Raw genomic sequence first — 20,114 nt, forward strand, 5'->3', positions numbered from 1 at the left:
CACGTTAATGCGCCGCCGTAATGCCACCAAACAAGATGAAGACAGCTGGGAAGAAGAGTTAGCACTGTGGGGCGTTCAGAACATACAGGACACCCACGATGAGCCCATTGAACTATGGGAAGAGCACCTAGAAGTGGTGCAGTGGTGGTTTTCAATTCCCGGCTTTCTCAAATTTAACGGCACCGCATGTCTGGGTATGGATGTGCTGGCCGTTAAAGCCGATATGGAGTTGTCTGACTCCACTTACTCGCCAGAGCAATATCAGAAGCTCAAAGTGATCGCCCGAACCTTGGCCGAGGAGCTCAACCAACGTGAACAATGATCTTAAATTCACTCTGCGATTTAACGCTGAAAATAAGCAATTTATCGGCCAGGTAAAGCAGGCTGGCGTTGTCGTCGACCAATTGGGAGACAATGCCGGACAGGCGCAAGGTAAGATGTCAGGGCTTGGGCGAGAGTCCGATAAGCTAACCGGAGAGATGGGGAGCCTGAAAAATCAGGTGCTCGGTTTAGCTGGTGGATTCTCTGCTCTGTTTGCTGCTCAGCAAGCTAAAGACTCATTGGCGCAATACCAGGATATCCGCACTCAAATCACCGCTCTCGTTGGTGGTCAGCAAGAATGGATTGAAACGGAGCAGTATCTCAATCAGGTTTCTGAAGACCACAATAAAACGCTCATCGCAATGGCGGGGAATTACGCTAGGTTAGCGAGCCTCCAAGAAGCTGGGTTGCTTACTCAGAATCAAGTCAGAGACATCTTTGAAGGCATGAGTAACGTACAAAGCCAGACTGGTGCTACAACAGACCAGCTTGGCAACTCGATGTACGGCCTGTCGCAAGCACTTGCCTCACCAATTGTCCGAGCGGAAGAGTTAAACCAGGTGGTTGAGCCAATGCCTGGTTTACTAAATAAACTGGATAAAGCTGCCGGATTGGCTTCTGGTGGTTTTCGTCAGATGATCGTTGACGGGCAGGTTACAAGCCAGTTTTTTAAAGAGACGTTGATTAAGGCACTTCAGGACTACGATGGTGCAGCCGCCAGAACGGCAGACAACGTTAGTGCTAAGTCGGCAGAAATGGCCCGTGCTTATCAACAGGCCGTCGTCGCGTTTGAGCAACCTATCTCTGATTCCTTCACCGTATTCGCAGAAAGCAGCGCAGGCGCATTAACGCTACTTGCTGAGAATGCTGATCTGGTAACCACGATTGTGGGTGTTTCCATGTCTGCAGCCATGGGGCGAGGAGCCGCTGCCGTCTATGTACTCACAACAGCAAAACTTCAAGCTATTGCTGCAACGCACAAACAAGAACAGGCTAATTATGCCGAGCTGAAATCTCTGGCAGCCAAACAGCAAATTGAAGTTCGTTACCTTGAAACGCTGCGCCAGTCAAATAACCAAAAGTTTCGAGCTATTGGGGCAGAAGCACAATTAACCGCAGCTCGTCAGCGTCTGGTGACGACGACAGGTGCGCTTGCCGCTGCACAAAGCCGTCTGAATATCGCCAGTCGTGCTGGCTCTGCTTTATTAGGAATATTGGGTGGTCCTGCTGGTATTGCCATGATGGCGGCAGGGGCTATCGGTTATTTTGCGTTGTCTAGTTCTGACGCTGCAGAAGAAACGGATAACTTTTCTGACCGCATCGATACTCTTCTTGGCAAGATGGACAAGCTACAGCAGCGAGAACTATCGAAGGCACTAGAGGAGGCAAATAGTAAGCTGGCTTTAACTCAAGCTCGTATTGAAACACTGAGTAAGAAGCGCGGTACCAAAGATATTGATGAACGCTTAAAGCAGCTGGAAACGCTTCGAAATGAAGAGGAAAGCTACTCACAAGCTGTCATTGACCTTGAAGATAAGCTCTATGAAATACGCAACAGACCACTCGATAAGCCTGACTCAGAGACTCCAGAAGACGACAAGTTATTAGAGTCTGCCAATAAGATGCTTGCCAATCTGCAAAAGCAAAATGCACTTTATGGTCAAACGACCCATGCAGCAAAGCTTAAGTACGAGTTGGAGCATGGCTCCCTAAAAGGCATCAACGAAGAGTTAGCTAAAAAGCTAATGCTTGAAGCGCAATCGCTCGACGCTAAAGAAGCGACTAAAAAGGACAAAAAAGACACTTCCGCAATTGATGCGTTTTATGAAGAATCTGACCAACTGCAAACCGCTTGGCTTCAACGCCTATCGATTGTGGCAGACATGGAGAACAAAGCAAAAACTCAAGAAGGCTATGCCTACGAAGCCAGAAAGGAAGCGTTAAGTCAATCATTCCAAAATGCCTATGAACAGGCTATTGGTAACAATGAATTGATGGACGCGCTAGAACGTGAGTATTTTAGCAACCGTGAGATCTTGCGTGCTGAGCACGAGCTGAACCTAACGGATATTAGCAAAGAAGCGGAAGAAAAACGAAAAGCCTATCAATATCAAACTGCGATGGAGACGCTGGACTTTACTCAGCAACAATTGTCCATCACTACCAATTTTTTGAGGCAGTCTGGCGAAGAACAATCTGGTATCTACCGCGCTCTCTTCATGGCGCAAAAGTTGGCGGCCATTCCGTCAATGATTATTTCTACTGAAGAAGCCGCCACCAAAGCACTTACGCTCGGACCAATTGCAGGCCCCATCGCTTCAGCAGCAGTAAAAACACTGGGTTATGCATCCGTAGGTATTGTGGCAGGTCAAGCATTTGCAGGCCAAGCCCATGATGGTATCAACCGTGTACCAAGAGAGAACGAGGGTACTTGGCTACTCAAAGCAAACGAGATGGTACTCAACCCAACTCAGGCCGATAACTTCCGCTGGATGGTCGATATGATGCAGCAGATGAAAGCCATGATGGGAGCTGCCATGACTGCATCTGTAGGCGCACCTGCGGCGAACGACAATGCGGTATCAGTCAATGTCTCGGGTGTTGACCGTTCTGACAATAGCTCGACTAACAATGTTGGAAGTGATTTATACCTCACCCTCAATCTGGTTGAGGATGCTTCTCGTGCCGGTACTGTGGAGCAGTCCAGTGATGGTGACATGACCACCTTAGATATCAAGGTCGCGAAGCTACTGCAATCGTCATCCACGCAAACGTCGCAGGTCATGCAGACCCGATTCAGGATACAGCAATATGGCAGTTAAGTTCTCATACCCTAAAGGGTTACCGCGACCACTGCTCACTGATATGAGCTTGAACCAGTCCACGGGCGTATTGGTCACCGAGTTTAGCACCGGACGAAAACGTGCCAGAAGGCTAACGAATCGGCCATCTGAAATGAAAGTCACCTGGAAGATGAAAACCAGTATGGCAAATTTATTTGAATCTGCTCTGGATAACTGGCTGCTCGGTCGCTGGTTTTTAATGGATATTAAAACACCGCTTAGCGATGAACTGCAGCAATGCGAAGTTTTAATCACCCAAGACCCTAGAGATAGGCGTAAGCCAGTCAATGCCAAGTTCTGGGAGTACACAGCAACAGTGCAGATCAAGAAAGTGCCACAGCTTGATGAAGGCACTCTGTTAGACACGATGCTGGCCCCGAACACTTTTGCTGAGCTGATTGCTCAATTAGAAACCACCATGACGGAGTTACCTTAATGTCCAGTTTTCCAGATTTATTAATCTCGTTTGAAGAAGCGGTGGAAGCGTTAAAAGTAAAATTGAGTCAGGACGAATCAGCTTCTGGCACTTATAACGGTGCACCTATCCAGTCAATCGCGAAAGACGTTGTGGATAGGTTTGCTGCATTATCTGCACTTGCGCAAGGTAGATTGACATATAAAACCAAAGCTGAAATGGATTTGGCAGGGGCACCTCCTGTTGATCAGTTGGCTGAAGTCTGGAATGACACTATTCCAGAATATAATGGTCTTTATGGCTGGGATGGAGCTGTTTGGGTTATTGCGCCTTATTCCAGCACTATCAATAAAATATTAAAGGATAACCGGACATCTCCCATTACAGGTAAAGCCGTCTGGGATATTCAAACATTACGTGCACTAGGTAAAAACCGATTCAGTAAAAATGACGCTGAGCGAGGGTACTTGCCGGTTTTAGCGCCATATGATGGCGTTGTCGTCGATGTGACGAATAAGGCTTGGACATCTGGTTTTATCTATGTGGGCGACCTTGATGTAGGGGATAAGTTATACATTAACGGTCTTGTTGGAGATTCTTATGCTCGTGCATATACATATTATGACAAAGATAAAAATGTTATTGATGATAGCTATCAGTCTCTGCCAGCTAACGCCACTCAAGGGATGGTAAACGGAAGAAAAACACAAGAAACGGTTTACTTCAGAATCACCATTGTGACTACCAAAGAGTCCGATACAACGGATATGAACAATGTTGCGATAGCAGCGAAAGAATATTTAACGGAGTATGAATCATTTTTCCCTGTCATTCATGAGTTGTTTGGGGCTCGGATAAACGCATCATTTGTAAATGATGACCCGACAGAGGAAAAGGATGCTGTTAACTTCGGATTTTTGGATAAAAACTACTCTAGGCGGGATGCATTTATAGGTAGAAATGGTGATAAAAACCTGCTGTATCTTCCAGATGTGGTTAATGGGTATTTACCTGTGTTAGCACCATTTGATGGGGGACTCATTGAGTCTGAAACTTATACAGCTACTGGCTTTTTTAGTATTGATCATTTGTCTGTGGCCAGTGATAGCCTTTGGTTTCATAAATTTAAGGGTTCGTATTCACGATATATTTATTTTTATGATGAGAATTTCCAGCCAGTACTAGACCCAAATAACCCACCACACGCTTACTATAAAAAATTCAGTGTCAATGAGGATGGAACACCTGTTGAAGTCGCAAACTTAAGACCTAGTGAAGACGCGGTTTATGCAAGGGTTACGCTTAATACTGAATCACCAACTGATGATACAGACACTAACGAAGTTGTAATTAATGGCACCGGAAACTATGTCTACGTTAAAGGTGAAAAAACCATTTCCAAAATCATGGGGAGAGAAGTGGATGCGACCAAATGTACCCAAGAACCAACCAGTGATGATGGCGTTGTAAATAAAGGGTATGGCGATAGAAACTACGGGAAAGGCAGTTTTGGTAAAGTTATTTCACCAGAAAACATGCTTTATATCCCGGACGTCATTTCAGGATATTTATCTGTAGTATCGCCATATGATGGCGCCATTCAAACAGACCCTAACTACCAAACCAGTGGGTTCTTTTCCATCGAGCACTTTTCATTAAGTGATTCATTTTATGTGAAGGGTCTCAATGGTGGATATTCACGGTATATTTATTTTTATGATAAAGACTTTAACCCTGTTCTTAACCCAAGCGATCCACCTAATGCGTATCGCAAATCATTACCGCAAGACTTAGACAGAAATACATGGTCAGTGTTAGCCAATTTCCGACCATCCAATGATGCTGTGTATGCAAGGATGACATTAATAACAGGTAAGAGTAATGATGATACTGATTTAAACGATGTGATCATTTCACACGAGCAACAAAATCAGTATGTCGTTGGGTACCAGTTATTAAATAGAATTTCTGAATTTAACATCATTGCCGAAAAAGTGATGAAAGAACCGCAAGCTGACTTTGATATCGTCAATTTAAAGACACTAAAAGAGTGGCTTAATAGTAGTGGTTTTAATGGTAAGTACTTAGCCACTCTAGGAGATTCAATCACAGCGGGTGACAGTAACTGGCCAAAATTTGCCAGCAGTATTCTTGGCATGTCGCATGAAAACTTTGCTGTAGGCGGTGGGCATTGGGAAGACTTTGGGGCTATAGAAGATGATCCTCGGTGGTTTCGTATTCAGGTTGATAATCTCTTAGCGTCTAGTCAGAACCCTGATGTGATTGTAATTGCGATGGGTACAAACTCATTGTTTGCTCCTAAAGGGGATTTTCAAACACAAATGGACGCTGCCTTCGCTGATATTGATACGACGGTTGTTTATGGTGGCATGCGCAATGGATTAGAGCGAATACGAATTCAGTATCCAACAGTGCCTGTCTTTCTAACCACTCCCATTCAACGTGTTGCATCAGCTCCAAATTCAACCGAAATGATAAACATGGTTGAAGCCATTAAAAAGGTGGGTGAGTGGTATGGTTGTGAAGTATTTAACTGTCACTCTGATGTTCAAATACTCCATCAAATTGAAAAAACGACCCCTACTTTTTTACCTGACGGCCTTCATCCTAATGATGCAGGTTCAGAAATTCAGGGCTGCTATATTGCGAGCAAGATAAAGTCATCTACTGCATTTTATGGTGGTTAACATGAAAGCAATAGAAGCCGACAGCGCCACTGGTGAGCATTCCATTACTGCCTAGCACTCCCCGCGCCATCGATGCCTGATGGCGCGCTGCGAATCGGCCATGGCAATCACAACCCAGTCCATTCTTAAAACGAGATTTATCCTATGTCTCAAGCCCTAAAACAATACCACGCCAGTGCGGGTGATGATGACGAATTCATCACCCTGCAATTATCCTCAACCGCTTTTGAAACTCGCTATCTGGTTTCGGCGTTTGAGAATATTACCGCTGCCCTCGAAGATACCACCCTGGTGACCTTTGAAGCGGCGGGACTAGCGGTGAACCTTCCAAAGTCGTCCACCGGTGCTGAAATGGAATTGCAATTTGGTATCGATAACGTCACTGGTGAAGCGCGCCAGCTGATAGAGGCTGCGCGCAAAGCTGGCGCAGATGTGCTCATTACTCTGCGTCAATACATGGCGTCGGATCTGTCGTCCCCTGCAGCAAGGCCGATCAAGTTCAAAGTTACTACAGCAATGACATCTCGCACCAATTGCTCGGTTTCCGCTGGTATCGGCTATCTCAGCAACAGCGCCTGGCCGCGTCCTCGATTTACCGTCGAATACGCCCCAGGACTGGCGACCATCTCGTAACGATTCAAAAAGGTTCTCTATGACTGAAAATGAAATTATCAGTACTGCGGAGCGCGTCCCGTATGTGCCGGGTGGTCGTGATCTGGATGGCTGGGATTGCTATGGCTCGGTGCGTTGGCTCTATCATCAATTCACGGGCGTGTTGATGCCGGAGTTTCCCGCGCTCAGCCATAAAGATAACGCAATCACTCAGCGTGCCGCGTGGGCCGTACATGACCATGTGGACGAGTGCGAGTTTAACCCCCTGGCGCTGGCTTCACAGTACAAAGGCCGCCGTTGGGTCCATATCGGTTTGGTTCTGCCCGACCGCCGCATTATTCACGCTTATGATGACATCAACAAAACCACTATCCACCGGCGCAGCATGTTCGAAATGCTCGCGCCTGTGACTAAGTACTATCAATGGAAAAGTTAACATGGCCACACTGATTGTTTATCCTGATGCTGCCGATGTGACGGTTCGCGAAGAAAACCAGATTAACGAGCCCACATTTAAAGATTACCTCGATCGTCATATCTCTGGCTGGGATAAAGGCCCAACGGGGCATCAGTTAAAAACCCCGCGCTTTGTGGCCGAGATTAATGGCCAGATGTTTAATCCGAAGGAGTGGGGTAACCGTGTGTTACTCGACAGTGACACGATTGATGTTGTGCTCCCGCCCCAATTTTCTGATCCTATTTCATGGTTGGTGGTAGCGATATCGGCACTCAGTGCGGGTTACTCAGTTTATGCCATGAGCAACATGAATCAGCTGGGCTCCAACTCCTCGACGGTACCAACTGGCAAAAACATCTATGACATTAACGTCCAAGTGAATAAGGCAGAACTAATGGGCGTCAGACCGGAGTGGTTTGGTCGGCATCAGTCCGTGCCGAGTTATCTTTGCAGTCCGTATAAGTATTACAACGACAATAATGAGCAGGTTCTCGCGCTAATGCTGCATGTGGGCGAAGGGCATTACCAGATATCTTCTACCGGATTGACCATCGCAGGCACGCCCATCAGTCGATTAAGTGATGATGTTAACTGGCAGCTTTTTGAACCAGGTGAAGACGTCACGACGCATGAGGCCCATCGCAATATCTACACTGCGGAAGAGGTTGGCGGAACGGACAGCGCCAGCGGTCTGGACTTTATCGGCCCTAGCACCTCGGTAAACGTGAGCGTTGAAGATGATAAAGCCGTGATTCTGAGCGAGAACACGGTAACGGTTCAAGACCGTTTTTCACGATCAAGTTATTACGGCGACGGCGAGCGAGAGACCACTTACTACTGGAAAAATAAAAACCTCAAATGGGAAGCCGGTACCACATTTACCATCACTGGCATTTCATCCACTTCAGTGCTGATTGATGACATTGTCGAGATTGTCGATAGCGGTAACGATGGCACGACCGGTGAACCCCTGCCGGATAAGATTATCGGTAAAGGGTTTAGCGTCCTTAGCGTCAATCAGGAAGTTCAGCTATCTGGCGCAGGTTCAAATGATTCGACTTATTTGGCGGTGCCTCTGTCAGATACGGAGCTGACTTTTAAAGATCTGGAAGGCAATGACGTTACTGATTTAACGCCAGCGGCCAGTGTGACTGTGAAGATTACGACAACGAGTACTGATGATGGTCTATATGAGGTCGTTTCCACCGACGCCAATTATCAGATGACGGTGATCCGTGTTGGTGATGAAGATTGGACCGGCTTTATTGGCGGAACGTATACCAGCGGGATCTCATTGGATGTAACCAGCGACACGCTACCTGATTATCAACTTGGCCCTTACGTTGCGTGCCCTGAAGGATACACCACCGATTACATTGAAATTGACATGCTGCGCAGCTCTGGGTGGGGACGATACGACAAAAAAGGTAGGCTGCAAAATCACACCGTGGATTGGGAAATCTGGGTCCGTGATGCAGACGTAGGCGAACTCGATGAATGGCAGGTGTTCCCGTTCACCTATACTGAAAAGAGTTTCGACCAGATCGGCCAAACTCACCCTGTCACGCTACCAAGCGCGATCCGTCCCGAGGTGATGCTGGTTAGGAAAACCAAGTCGTATGATGACACCAAGTACCTGGATAAACTGCAGTGGATGCGTTTAAAGAGTAAGCTACCCACGGCTTCCAGTTACGCGAACAGCACTGTGCTGGCTATGTCTATTCGTTCAGACTCCAATCTTTCCTCATCGGCCACCAACAAGATCAAGGTGCTGCAAACCCGAAAACTGCCGGTGCCCGATGGCGCGGGTGGCTGGACCGAAGAACTGTACGCTACTCGAGATATTGCCCCCGCTGTGCGCTATATCGTGCATAACTCTGGCGGATCGGATGATGATATCGATATTGATGAGCTGCTGTGGATGCATGAAAACGTGTGGTCGCCAGCTGAGGAATATTTCGATGGTGGGTTTGTCGATGAGGGCACCATCTACTCGGCACTCAAAACCGTCTTACAGGCTGGTATGGCCGAGTTTTGTTTCGATATTGGCAAGATCCTGCCTAAGCGACTGTTTGAGAAAACTGGTGCAGGTCATGTCTACACACCGGACGTCATGACCGGAGATGGGTTAACCATCACCACCACACTTTATGACCCCGACCAAAACGAGGGGTTAATTGTGTATTACATGGACCCTACAGACTGGACGACAAACAGCGTTAAGTGCTGGTTAGGCGATAAGAACGCGATTACTAAGTGGGGAGAGCTGGAGCTTACTAAAGGCGTCACATCAAGAACGCGCGCCTGGCGAATTGGCATGCGAATGTTAAGGCGGTCGCAGGGTGAAAAAATCAATTACTCGTTCACGACTGAAATGGACGCGCTCAACAGTACCTATCTTGATTACGCCGAGCTGTGTGATGACTTGCCGAACTTTGGCCAGTTTGGTGAGGTGGTCGACTGGCAGGTAGTCCGCAACAGCAACGATGAATTAGTGGCACAAATTATGGTGGACCGAGACTTAGAGTGGACGGTGGGGGAATCTCACTATATGACCGTTCGCCGCCATGATGGCACGGGAAATGGCCCTTTTACCGCGACTAAGGTCAGTGAACGCGTGGTGATGCTCGATGGCCAGCTGGACTTTATCCCGAACCTGACAGGGAAAATTGAGCCGCCGCTGTGGCTGTTTGGTGATGCGACCCGCTATTCAGAACCAGCGGTGATCACATCGATAACGCCCAGCGTTAAAAATGACACCACGACCTGCAGTGTTAAAGCCACCAATTATGTATCGGATATGTTTAAAGACGATAATAACCTCCCGCCCGCAGAAGGGGTTACATGGTGGGAGTAAGTTACGTCCTTAAGGGGAAACGTATAGGCGAGATGGTAAAGACGTTCTTTGCTGCGCCTGTACGGTTTATTTCATAAAAGTATGATATTTTGATAATGCGTAGTTGCATATACGCATTAAAAAAACAATTAATCATCAAATTATTCAGAGATAACAATGAAAAAAACAACCCTTCTAATAGCAGTGGCTGCTTTGGCTGGATGTGCTTCAAATGACTACAAACAAATGAGTGTGGGTAGTGGTTTATCAGAACAAGCGCTAAAGGCTAACTGTGAGCAAATAACCTGTGTTTACGACCAATTAAAAGATAATGTCCAAGCAACCGCAAATGACCAGAACATCATGTTCGCCTTGAATGGTATGGAGTCCCGCACTATAGAATTTACTTGGGTTAGTAACAGTAACCAAATTATAGCGGAAGTCTTTAATGTTACCTTGTACGGAACGTGGAACTTCTCTGATAGCGCAGAAATTTATGTTGGCAAAGAAATGGTAGCGAAAATCTCAGGCACCAAGAACAGTTATGTTGGTACTTGGAATGATGTTGCTCAAGAGCATGAAAAGATTGAAACGGTTAGAGATGTTATCTCGGTCGAACAGGCTGAGAAAATTGCTAATGCCAACTACGAGGAAATCACTATCCGCTTTTATGGTAAAAATGGATATAAAGACGTTAAACCACAACGGGAAAACAACCTAGGTAATGTAGTTAACTTAGTAAAAGCAGGTGTTTAAATTCAGCTCCTGCAGCTGAGTGCTGAGATACAGCTCCACCTATAAACCGCGCAAATTGAAAACGACTATGTTTTTTATTTTGTGCGGTTTTGTTTTTCAAACCGCGCGACGGGCTACAACAGTAATAAAATACATTTTTTTGAAAAAATATCACAGCTGGCTCTTTACTTTTTTGTATAGCTTGCCAGTAAAGGGCTAGGGTTACTTATCCACTAAAATTGTGGATAAGTGTGTTGATGAAATCTGAGTAAAGTTATTTTATATGCAACTCGGTTTGTATCTTTTGCATTTGTAAGCAGAATTATGCACTAATTAGGCAGATAATACAGGGGTTTATTGGTAAGTCAGTAGAAATAGTCAAAGTGGATAAAAATTAGACTTTAGGGGATAAGGCTACTTTATGCTGCTTTTTGGGGAAAAGTTGTGGAAATATGAAAAATGATATTTGAGAATTATCATTGACTAGGGCGACGTACTATATCAGAGCCTTTCAGGTAAGGCTATAGCGTTATGGATAAAGGAAGCAATTTCGCAATAATAATAGATAATACTCAGATAGGCGTATATTCCATTTACTAAGGTATAGATATAAAGTGTACGTATATACAGTTAGTTTGCAGTAAAGTTAAGGAACGGTATGAGCAAAGTTTATGAACTGGTCTCGGATTATCAGCCATCAGGAGATCAACCTGGTGCGATTAAGCAATTAATTGATGGGTTAGATTCAGGTTTAGCGCATCAGACACTGTTAGGTGTGACTGGTTCAGGTAAAACCTTCACATTAGCGAATGTGATTGCTCAGGCGCAACGTCCAGCCATTTTGCTTGCACCTAATAAAACCCTGGCGGCACAACTTTATGGGGAGATGAAATCATTCTTCCCTAACAATGCCGTTGAATATTTCGTTTCTTATTATGATTACTACCAGCCAGAAGCGTATGTGCCGACGACTGATACTTTTATCGAAAAAGATGCCTCAGTTAACGCCCATATTGAACAGATGCGACTGTCCGCGACTAAAGCATTATTGGAGCGTAAAGATGCCATTATTGTTGCGTCGGTTTCCGCTATTTATGGTTTGGGGGATCCTGAGTCTTATCTGCAAATGATGTTGCACCTGCGCCGTGGTGATGTCATCGACCAGCGTGACATGCTACGACGTTTGGCTGAGCTACAATATTCACGTAACGATGTGGCCTTCGAGCGAGGTCAATTTCGCGTTCGTGGTGAAGTGATTGATATCTTTCCAGCGGAATCCGATCAAGATGCGGTGCGAGTTGAAATGTTTGATGACGAAGTCGACTGCATCAGTGTGTTTGACCCACTTACCGGTGTGGTCAAACAGCGTGATTTACCGCGTTACACCATCTATCCTAAAACGCACTACGTTACACCACGCGATCGCGTCCTGGAAGCGATTGAGAATATTAAAGCGGAACTCGAAGTCCGTAAAAAACAGCTGCTAGACAACAATAAGCTTCTGGAAGAACAACGTATTAGCCAACGCACCCAGTTCGATATTGAAATGATGAACGAACTTGGGTTTTGTTCGGGTATCGAAAACTACTCGCGCTACCTGAGTGGTCGTTCAGAGGGGGAGCCACCACCGACGCTTTTTGATTATCTACCACACGATGGTTTATTAATTATCGACGAGTCACACGTCACCGTACCGCAAATCGGTGCCATGTATAAAGGTGACCGTTCTCGTAAAGAAACCTTGGTGGAATTTGGTTTTCGTCTACCTTCGGCGCTGGACAACCGCCCACTTAAATTTGAAGAGTTTGAGTCGCTTGCTCCGCAAACTATTTTTGTTTCTGCCACTCCGGGCAATTATGAACTAGAAAAGTCAGACGGCGATATTGCTGATCAAGTGGTTCGTCCTACGGGATTACTTGATCCTGAATTGGAAGTGCGTCCTGTCGCGACGCAGGTTGATGATTTGCTCTCCGAGATTCGTATTCGAGCGGTGAAAGATGAAAGAGTTCTCGTGACTACGCTGACCAAACGCATGGCAGAGGATTTGACCGAATATCTGCATGAACACGATGTGCGTGTACGTTATCTTCACTCCGATATTGATACGGTTGAGCGTGTGGAAATTATTCGAGATCTTCGCTTAGGTGAGTTTGACGTTCTTGTTGGTATCAACCTATTGCGAGAAGGGTTGGATATGCCGGAAGTGTCGCTGGTGGCCATTTTGGATGCTGACAAAGAAGGTTTCTTGCGCTCTGAGCGATCGCTGATCCAGACCATTGGTCGTGCTGCTCGAAACATTGAAGGTAAGGCGATTTTGTATGCCGACTCCATCACCAAATCGATGAAGAAAGCGATGGATGAAACTAACCGTCGTCGCGAGAAGCAACAAGCATACAATGAAGAGATGGGGATTATACCGCAGGCGTTGGAGCGTAATATCAAAGACATCATGGAATTGGGTGATATTACCAAATCCAAACGTCAGCGCACTGGCAAACAGGTTCCATTATCGAAAGTTGCAGAGCCGTCTCAGTCTTATGAAGTCATGTCGCCACAACAGTTGGAAAAAGAAATCAGCCGACTGGAATCAGCAATGTACCAGCATGCTCAAGATCTTGAGTTTGAGTTAGCGGCTGAAAAACGTGATGCGATTGAAAAATTGCGTGCCCAATTTATCGCGAATAGCTGAGCTTAACGCTAGTAACTATTAACCTGATACGACAGGCAAAAAAGAAGCCAATAGGCAGTCGTTCCTATTGGCTTTATTTGCGAACATTACGTTCACTAACAACGTCAGTTGGCTAGGTGACCCGAGGGGTCAGGGTAAATTCAGCATGATTTATGCCAAACCCTTAACTTGTTGATCTGCATTTTTATTGAAAAATTTTATCCCTATTCTAAGTGCTGTTATTTGCAAAATGCAAAGCGTAATGCGATTATTGTTTAAAAGATTACAAAAAAGTTAGCTAGGTTATGCAACAACAAACTACTCAAGACCCAAAGTCTCGTTATCTATTAATGGTCGAAGATACGGCATCCGTTGCGGCGTTGTATCGTTCATACCTCACGCCATTAGGCATTGATATTAACATTGTTGGTACGGGACGTGATGCGATCGAAAGTCTTAAACATCGTATTCCTGACCTTATCCTGCTTGATCTTCGTCTGCCTGACATGACTGGTATGGACGTTCTGCATGCTGTTAAAAAAAGTCATCCAGACGTTCCTATCATCTTTATGACCGCACACGGCTCTATCGATACTGCGGTAGAAGCAATGCGCCACGGTTCCCAGGATTTTTTGATTAAGCCGTGTGAAGCGGACCGACTACGTGTCACGGTGAACAATGCGATACGAAAAGCGACCAAGTTAAAAAATGAAGCCGATAATCCGGGAAACCAGAATTATCAGGGGTTCATCGGCAGTAGCCAAACCATGCAGCAGGTTTACCGTACGATTGACTCAGCCGCGAGTAGCAAGGCGAGTATTTTCATCACAGGTGAAAGTGGTACGGGTAAAGAGGTGTGCGCCGAAGCTATCCATGCGGCGAGTAAACGAGGGGACAAGCCTTTTATCGCCATTAACTGTGCGGCGATCCCAAAAGACCTGATTGAAAGTGAGCTGTTTGGACATGTAAAAGGCGCGTTTACGGGAGCGGCGAACGATCGTCAGGGGGCTGCGGAGTTAGCCGATGGTGGTACGCTGTTTCTTGATGAGCTGTGTGAAATGGATTTGGACTTGCAGACCAAGTTACTGCGATTTATTCAGACGGGTACCTTCCAGAAAGTAGGCTCATCAAAAATGAAGAGTGTGGATGTGCGCTTTGTGTGTGCGACCAACCGTGATCCGTGGAAAGAGGTTCAGGAAGGTCGCTTCCGTGAAGACTTGTACTACCGTCTATATGTTATACCATTACATTTGCCACCTTTGCGTGAGCGTGGTGAAGACGTTGTGGAAATTGCTTACTCGCTGTTGGGCTATATGTCTCATGAAGAGGGGAAAAGTTTTGTGCGCTTTTCCCAACAGGTGATTGATCGATTCAATAATTATGAGTGGCCTGGCAACGTACGTCAGTTGCAAAATGTTCTGCGTAATATTGTGGTGTTGAATCACGGCAAGGAAATTACTTTGGATATGCTTCCACCACCATTGAATCAGCCATTGGCGCGTAAAGCTTCCACTTCTTTGATTGATCCTAAAGAGATGACTGCGTCGGATATTGTGCCACTGTGGATAACGGAAAAAATGGCTATTGAAAGCGCAATTGAAGCATGCGACGGAAATATTCCCCGAGCGGCAGGGTATCTTGATGTCAGTCCATCGACGATTTACCGTAAGTTACAAGCGTGGAACAGCAAGGAAGAGCGGCAGAAAGTATGAGCATGAATATTCTGAACCATAAGAAAATTGAAAGCCTTTCCATGGAGATTGGTCGTGATAATGTACCAGTGCTGCTTGATATTTTTTTAGGTGAAATCGATACCTATATTAAAAATTTGTCACAATATGATGGTACCGAGCAACTGGTGTATTTGAAAGAAATCAGCCACGCGTTAAAGAGCAGCGCTGCCAGTTTTGGTGCTGATCGTTTATGTGATTTAGCGATATCGATTGATAGAAGAGCCAAATTGGGAGAATTGGCGGTAGAAGGAGAAGAAGCCACGACCATGATCGACGTTCTGCGCGACACACAAGAGGTTTACCGCTCCTGGAACCTATAATCGATTTGAAGATAATTAGTGAAGCCCCTCATGTACAGTGAGGGGCTTTACGGTTTCTGAATAAAATTAGTTGTGGCTGAGAAGTTGATCTTCAATGGCTTGTTTAAGTTTGTTGCGGTCATGGCGCCAGTCACGATTGCTTGAAGCCAGTGACTCAGTGACAACATTCCATCGGTCGAGCACTTGTTGTTCCGCTTTTTCAGCAAGAACGACATCGATTTTTCGGCCTTGCAATGCGCGTTCACACCACTCTAATTTTTGCTCCATGCTCATACGGCCGGCAGGACCATATTCCGGACTCAAGTTCGCGACAAAAATGACTTTGGCGTTTTTATTGTTGGCGATCGCTTTACCTAGCTCTGGTAATAATAGCGGCGGCATGATGCTGGTCAGAAAGCTTCCCGGCCCCAAAACAATCGCGTTAGCCTCTGATAATGCAGCCACTGCTTCTTTTGTTGCGGGTACTTCAGGAGAAAGGTCTAAACGGCGAAGGTCAGTCTCCATGTGGTCGACACTGGTTTCTCCGGTGACCCATTTGCCATCGACAGATAGGGCAGACAGATCGGATGGGTGCTCTGACATCGGCAGAATATTTACATCGACTTTAAGCATATTGCGAATAAGATTGATCGCATCTAACGGGCGTACCGAAAGGTTGTCCAATGCCGTGAGCATTAAGTTTCCTAAATTATGCCCGTCAAGTTCACCACTGCCTTTGAAACGATATTCGAACATCATTGAACTGATTGATGGTTCCGTGATCAACTGGTTGATGCAATTACGCATATCACCCCAAGCGATACCACCCTGACAATGACGAATTCGGCCAGTGGAGCCGCCATTATCAGTGGTAGCGACGATGCCCGTCGCGTTGCCACGAAAATCGCTCAGTGCTGCTAACATTCTACCTAAACCATGGCCACCGCCAACTGCGACTACTTTGTTATCCGTATAGATACTCATACGTTACATTCTTCTAATAAAATTCGTAAAAACGGCTACAATTTAACGTAATGAGTGCACTAACGGTACTCACTTAGCGGTAAATTGTGTGACTTGAGATATTTTTTAGTGCTCAAGTCTGGATTCCCGTATAAATATTCAGTATTTTACACAGCAAAGCTATCAGAGTTTTATTTTCTCTGGTTGCCATAACTCCGAGCTCACAACACTAAGTTCGATTAAGGATAGGTGTTCTGAGCCAGTGGCATACTGCCACAAGGGCTTGGTTGGAAATGACCACGCCTCCCGTGTTTGGAAAGGTGTTCCGTGGCGCAACAATTCGAAGACAAATTTCATCGTAAATTCTATTACTTACGTCTGTCTGTAACTGACGTTTGTAATTTCAAATGTACCTATTGCCTGCCTGATGGTTATAAACCTTCGGGCAAAAAAAACTCGTCTTTTTTATCGCTACCTGAAATTAAGCGGGTAGTCACCGCGTTTGCAGACTGTGGTACGTCAAAAGTCCGCATTACTGGTGGTGAGCCAAGTTTACGTAAAGACTTTACTGACATCATCCATGCTGTCGCAACGACTCCTGGTATTGAGAAAGTCGCGACAACGACAAATGGCTATCGCATGGCCAAACAGGTTGCGAACTGGCGTGAAGCTGGCCTCACGCACATCAATGTGAGTGTGGATAGTCTGGACCCACGCATGTTCCATCAAATCACAGGTGAGAATAAGTTCACCGAAGTGATGAATGGTATCGAGCGTGCGTTTGAAGTCGGCTATGAGCAAGTGAAAGTGAACGTGGTGTTGATGAAAGATCTCAACCATCACGAGCTGCCTGCATTCCTCAACTGGATCAAAGACAGACCAATTCAACTGCGTTTTATTGAACTGATGCAAACGGGTGAAATGGATGACTTGTTTAATAAGCATCACGTTTCTGGAGTCGCGATCCGTAATCAGCTCATTGCTAATGGATGGCTACTGAAAGTCCGTTCTCACAATGATGGCCCTGCTCAGGTATTTGTTCACCCGGATTACAAGGGTGAAATTGGGCTAATTATGCCTTATGAGAAGGATTTTTGTGAGAGCTGTAACCGGCTTCGTGTTTCTGCCATGGGTAAGCTGCATCTGTGTTTGTTTGGCGAGCATGGCATTGACTTACGTGACCTTCTGCAAGGTGATGAACAAGAGAATGAGTTAATTGAGCGTATTCAAGCTCAGCTGCAGACTAAGTCTGTCAGTCACTTCTTGCATGATGGCAACACTGGAATGACGCCTCATCTTGCGTCCATTGGCGGCTAACATCACACAAATTTTTATAGAGGAAGCTCGCGGGCTTTCTCGATTGTATTTCCTGAATCGAAACAACGAATCCAAGCTAACTTTAGAGAATAGGTGAACTAATGGGTCACGCTGAAAGCAAATTTCAACCTGCAAATATTGCCGTACTAACGGTATCTGACACTCGTACTGAAGAAAATGATACATCAGGTCGCTACCTTGTAGAGCATGCCCAGGAAGCGGGCCACAATGTCGTTGATAAGCAAATCGTCATTGATGATATGTATAAGATTCGCGCCATTGTTTCTCAGTGGATCGCAGACGAAAACGTACAAGCGGTCATGATCACAGGTGGTACAGGTTTTACTTCTCGTGACAGCACGCCAGAAGCACTTAAGCCACTTTTTGATAAAGAAGTAGAAGGCTTCGGCGAGTTATTCCGTATGGTTTCTTATGAAGAGATTGGTACGTCGACTATCCAGTCACGTGCAATTGCTGGTTTTGCTAACCACACCGTCATCTTTGCTATGCCAGGTTCTACAGGTGCATGCCGCACTGGCTGGACGAAAATAATCAAGCAGCAGATGGACGCAAGTCACCGCCCTTGTAACTTTATGCCACACCTATCTGTATAACCTTTTCTCCTAAGTGAAGGAAAAGCAATGACCCAATTTACCCACATTAATGCATCCGGCGAAGCTAACATGGTCGATGTTTCAGCGAAAACGGAAACGGTCCGCGAAGCAAGAGCAGAAGCATTTGTGCACATGGCACCAGAAACACTCGAGCTGATTGTCTCTGGTCAACATCATAAAGGCGATGTGTTTGCTACCGCACGTATAGCAGGTATTCAAGCCGCGAAAAAAACCTGGGATCTGATTCCGCTTTGTCATCCGCTTTTACTGTCTAAAGTTGAAGTTCAGTTAGAAGCGATTGAGTCGGAAGGCAAGGTTCGTATCGAGTCTGTTTGTAAACTTGCAGGTAAAACAGGCGTAGAGATGGAAGCGTTAACCGCGGCTTCTGTCGCAGCGTTGACCATTTATGACATGTGTAAAGCGGTGCAAAAAGATATGGTCATTGGTCAGGTTCGCCTTCTTGAGAAGGTGGGCGGAAAGTCAGGACACTTCAAGGCAGAATCATGATTAAAGTACTTTTCTTCGCTCAGACGCGAGAGCTGGTGGGCATCGACAGTGTTGATTTAGAAGGGCAGTTTGAAACGGTAGAAGCGGTTCGTGCTCATTTGGCCGAAAAGGGCATGGAAAAAGACGGTAAGTGGGACTTGGCTCTTGAGCCCGGAAAGCTACTTGCGGCTGTTAACCAGTCAATTGTGCCACTAGATACCGAAGTCAAAGAAGGTGACGAAGTAGCATTCTTCCCGCCAGTGACCGGAGGTTAAGATGGATCCTCGTGTTTCTGTACAAGTTGAAGACTTTTCTGTCGACCAAGAATACCAAGGTTTATCTGAGGGGACATCCTCTGGTGCTGTCGTGACATTCATCGGTAAAGTGCGCGATATGAACTTAGGCGATAATGTTGTCGGCCTGCATCTCGAACATTATCCGGGTATGACAGAGAAGAGCCTTGTCGAAATTTGTAACCAAGCCGAAACACGTTGGCCGTTACTTGGTGTGCGGGTTATCCATCGTGTCGGTGATTTGGACATTGGTGATCAAATTGTTTTTGTTGGTGTCTCTAGTGCCCATCGAGGTGCAGCATTTGATGCTTGCGAATTCATTATGGATTATCTAAAAACCCAAGCACCATTTTGGAAAAAAGAACGCACTACGAGTGAAAATCGTTGGATTGAATCACGAGATACTGATCACAAAGCGGCAAAACGCTGGGAAAAGTAGTGTAGTCCGCTTTCTTGCGCATATTAAGATTAAAAGCTAAGTATTACATATACTTAGCTTTTTTTGTTTATTCCTTTTTATCTAATCCTGCGTGTCTTTAAAAAACATTTGTGGAACGGATATCTCACCTATTTTTCTCGATTTATCTGCACAATACTGGGACATGTGCAGCAACATATAAGCAAACGTTTGCGAAGATCTGTGTGTCATAAGTGTTAATGTTGTTCTTAAAGTTAGTGCATAATGCTGCCAATTGGTTTTAATTCAGATTAATCGAAACTTTAATCTATTGAGGAGATGTTTAACTCCCTGTTGCGCTGGTAAAGTATATTTAATTAGATTTTTTTACTGGAAATGTGCGACAGATGCAGGATT

Annotated in this window: 17 protein-coding genes and 1 riboswitch; of the genes, 16 read left to right on the forward strand and 1 reads right to left on the reverse strand. The window is 45.6% G+C overall.

The window, feature by feature from the left end:
* The first annotated feature begins 7 nt into the window (after positions 1 to 7).
* The 11 genes from OO774_RS05005 (at position 8) to luxU (ending at position 15,648) form a co-directional block, all read left to right on the forward strand.
* The gene (locus OO774_RS05005) at positions 8 to 322 is read left to right on the forward strand and encodes a DUF1799 domain-containing protein (RefSeq protein WP_264905225.1); all 315 of its coding nucleotides are present in this window, start codon (positions 8 to 10) and stop codon (positions 320 to 322) included.
* Positions 312 to 3,143 carry a tape measure protein gene (locus OO774_RS05010; protein ID WP_264905227.1) on the forward strand — a complete coding sequence of 944 codons (2,832 nt, stop codon included), beginning with the start codon at positions 312 to 314 and terminating at the stop codon, positions 3,141 to 3,143. The genes OO774_RS05005 and OO774_RS05010 overlap by 11 nt, the downstream gene beginning before the upstream one ends.
* A complete protein-coding gene (locus OO774_RS05015; RefSeq protein ID WP_264905229.1) occupies positions 3,133 to 3,600 on the forward strand; it encodes a hypothetical protein in 468 nt (155 codons plus the stop codon). Before OO774_RS05010 ends, OO774_RS05015 begins: the two co-directional genes overlap by 11 nt.
* Complete coding sequence (locus OO774_RS05020; protein WP_264905231.1) at positions 3,600 to 6,287, forward strand: SGNH/GDSL hydrolase family protein; 2,688 nt, start codon at positions 3,600 to 3,602, stop codon at positions 6,285 to 6,287. Before OO774_RS05015 ends, OO774_RS05020 begins: the two co-directional genes overlap by 1 nt.
* 144 nt (positions 6,288 to 6,431) lie before the next feature.
* A complete protein-coding gene (locus tag OO774_RS05025) occupies positions 6,432 to 6,920 on the forward strand; it encodes a DUF1833 domain-containing protein (RefSeq protein WP_264905233.1) in 489 nt (162 codons plus the stop codon).
* A 19-nt stretch (positions 6,921 to 6,939) separates the two neighbouring features.
* Positions 6,940 to 7,335: a C40 family peptidase gene (locus OO774_RS05030; protein WP_264905234.1), complete on the forward strand. Its 396-nt coding sequence runs from the start codon at positions 6,940 to 6,942 to the stop codon at positions 7,333 to 7,335.
* Position 7,336: 1 nt separating this feature from the next.
* Positions 7,337 to 10,213 carry a host specificity factor TipJ family phage tail protein gene (locus OO774_RS05035; RefSeq protein ID WP_264905236.1) on the forward strand — a complete coding sequence of 959 codons (2,877 nt, stop codon included), beginning with the start codon at positions 7,337 to 7,339 and terminating at the stop codon, positions 10,211 to 10,213.
* A gap of 156 nt (positions 10,214 to 10,369) precedes the next feature.
* Positions 10,370 to 10,948 carry a hypothetical protein gene (locus tag OO774_RS05040; protein WP_264905237.1) on the forward strand — a complete coding sequence of 193 codons (579 nt, stop codon included), beginning with the start codon at positions 10,370 to 10,372 and terminating at the stop codon, positions 10,946 to 10,948.
* A gap of 637 nt (positions 10,949 to 11,585) precedes the next feature.
* A complete protein-coding gene (gene uvrB, locus OO774_RS05045; protein ID WP_264905239.1) occupies positions 11,586 to 13,616 on the forward strand; it encodes an excinuclease ABC subunit UvrB in 2,031 nt (676 codons plus the stop codon).
* Between the two features lie 329 nt (positions 13,617 to 13,945).
* Positions 13,946 to 15,307, forward strand: coding sequence for a quorum-sensing sigma-54 dependent transcriptional regulator LuxO (gene luxO, locus OO774_RS05050; protein WP_264906069.1), 1,362 nt, complete (start codon positions 13,946 to 13,948; stop codon positions 15,305 to 15,307).
* Positions 15,304 to 15,648 carry a quorum-sensing phosphorelay protein LuxU gene (gene luxU / locus OO774_RS05055; protein ID WP_264906070.1) on the forward strand — a complete coding sequence of 115 codons (345 nt, stop codon included), beginning with the start codon at positions 15,304 to 15,306 and terminating at the stop codon, positions 15,646 to 15,648. Before luxO ends, luxU begins: the two co-directional genes overlap by 4 nt.
* Positions 15,649 to 15,714: 66 nt before the next feature.
* Here the strand turns inward: luxU and OO774_RS05060 are convergent, their stop codons facing one another.
* Positions 15,715 to 16,611: a YvcK family protein gene (locus OO774_RS05060; protein WP_264905241.1), complete on the reverse strand. Its 897-nt coding sequence runs from the start codon at positions 16,609 to 16,611 to the stop codon at positions 15,715 to 15,717.
* A gap of 180 nt (positions 16,612 to 16,791) precedes the next feature.
* A riboswitch (molybdenum cofactor riboswitch) is annotated at positions 16,792 to 16,929 on the forward strand.
* Between OO774_RS05060 and moaA the strand changes: the two genes are divergently transcribed.
* The 5 genes from moaA (at position 16,918) to moaE (ending at position 19,739) form a co-directional block, all read left to right on the forward strand.
* Positions 16,918 to 17,907: a GTP 3',8-cyclase MoaA gene (gene moaA, locus OO774_RS05065; RefSeq protein WP_264905242.1), complete on the forward strand. Its 990-nt coding sequence runs from the start codon at positions 16,918 to 16,920 to the stop codon at positions 17,905 to 17,907. (Overlaps the previous riboswitch by 12 nt.)
* Before the next feature lie 101 nt (positions 17,908 to 18,008).
* Positions 18,009 to 18,521, forward strand: a complete 513-nt coding sequence (gene moaB / locus OO774_RS05070) for a molybdenum cofactor biosynthesis protein B (protein ID WP_014232531.1) — start codon at positions 18,009 to 18,011, stop codon at positions 18,519 to 18,521.
* Between the two features lie 27 nt (positions 18,522 to 18,548).
* Positions 18,549 to 19,028: a cyclic pyranopterin monophosphate synthase MoaC gene (gene moaC / locus OO774_RS05075; RefSeq protein ID WP_264905244.1), complete on the forward strand. Its 480-nt coding sequence runs from the start codon at positions 18,549 to 18,551 to the stop codon at positions 19,026 to 19,028.
* Entirely contained in the window at positions 19,025 to 19,282 is a 258-nt protein-coding gene (gene moaD, locus OO774_RS05080; protein ID WP_264905246.1) for a molybdopterin synthase sulfur carrier subunit, read from the forward strand. The genes moaC and moaD overlap by 4 nt, the downstream gene beginning before the upstream one ends.
* Before the next feature lies 1 nt (position 19,283).
* Positions 19,284 to 19,739 (forward strand): molybdopterin synthase catalytic subunit MoaE, encoded by a 456-nt coding sequence (gene moaE / locus OO774_RS05085; protein WP_264905247.1) that lies wholly within the window; start codon positions 19,284 to 19,286, stop codon positions 19,737 to 19,739.
* Positions 19,740 to 20,114: the final 375 nt, after the last annotated feature.

The sequence above is a fragment of the Vibrio sp. STUT-A11 genome (assembly GCF_026000435.1).
Taxonomy (GTDB): Bacteria; Pseudomonadota; Gammaproteobacteria; order Enterobacterales; family Vibrionaceae; genus Vibrio.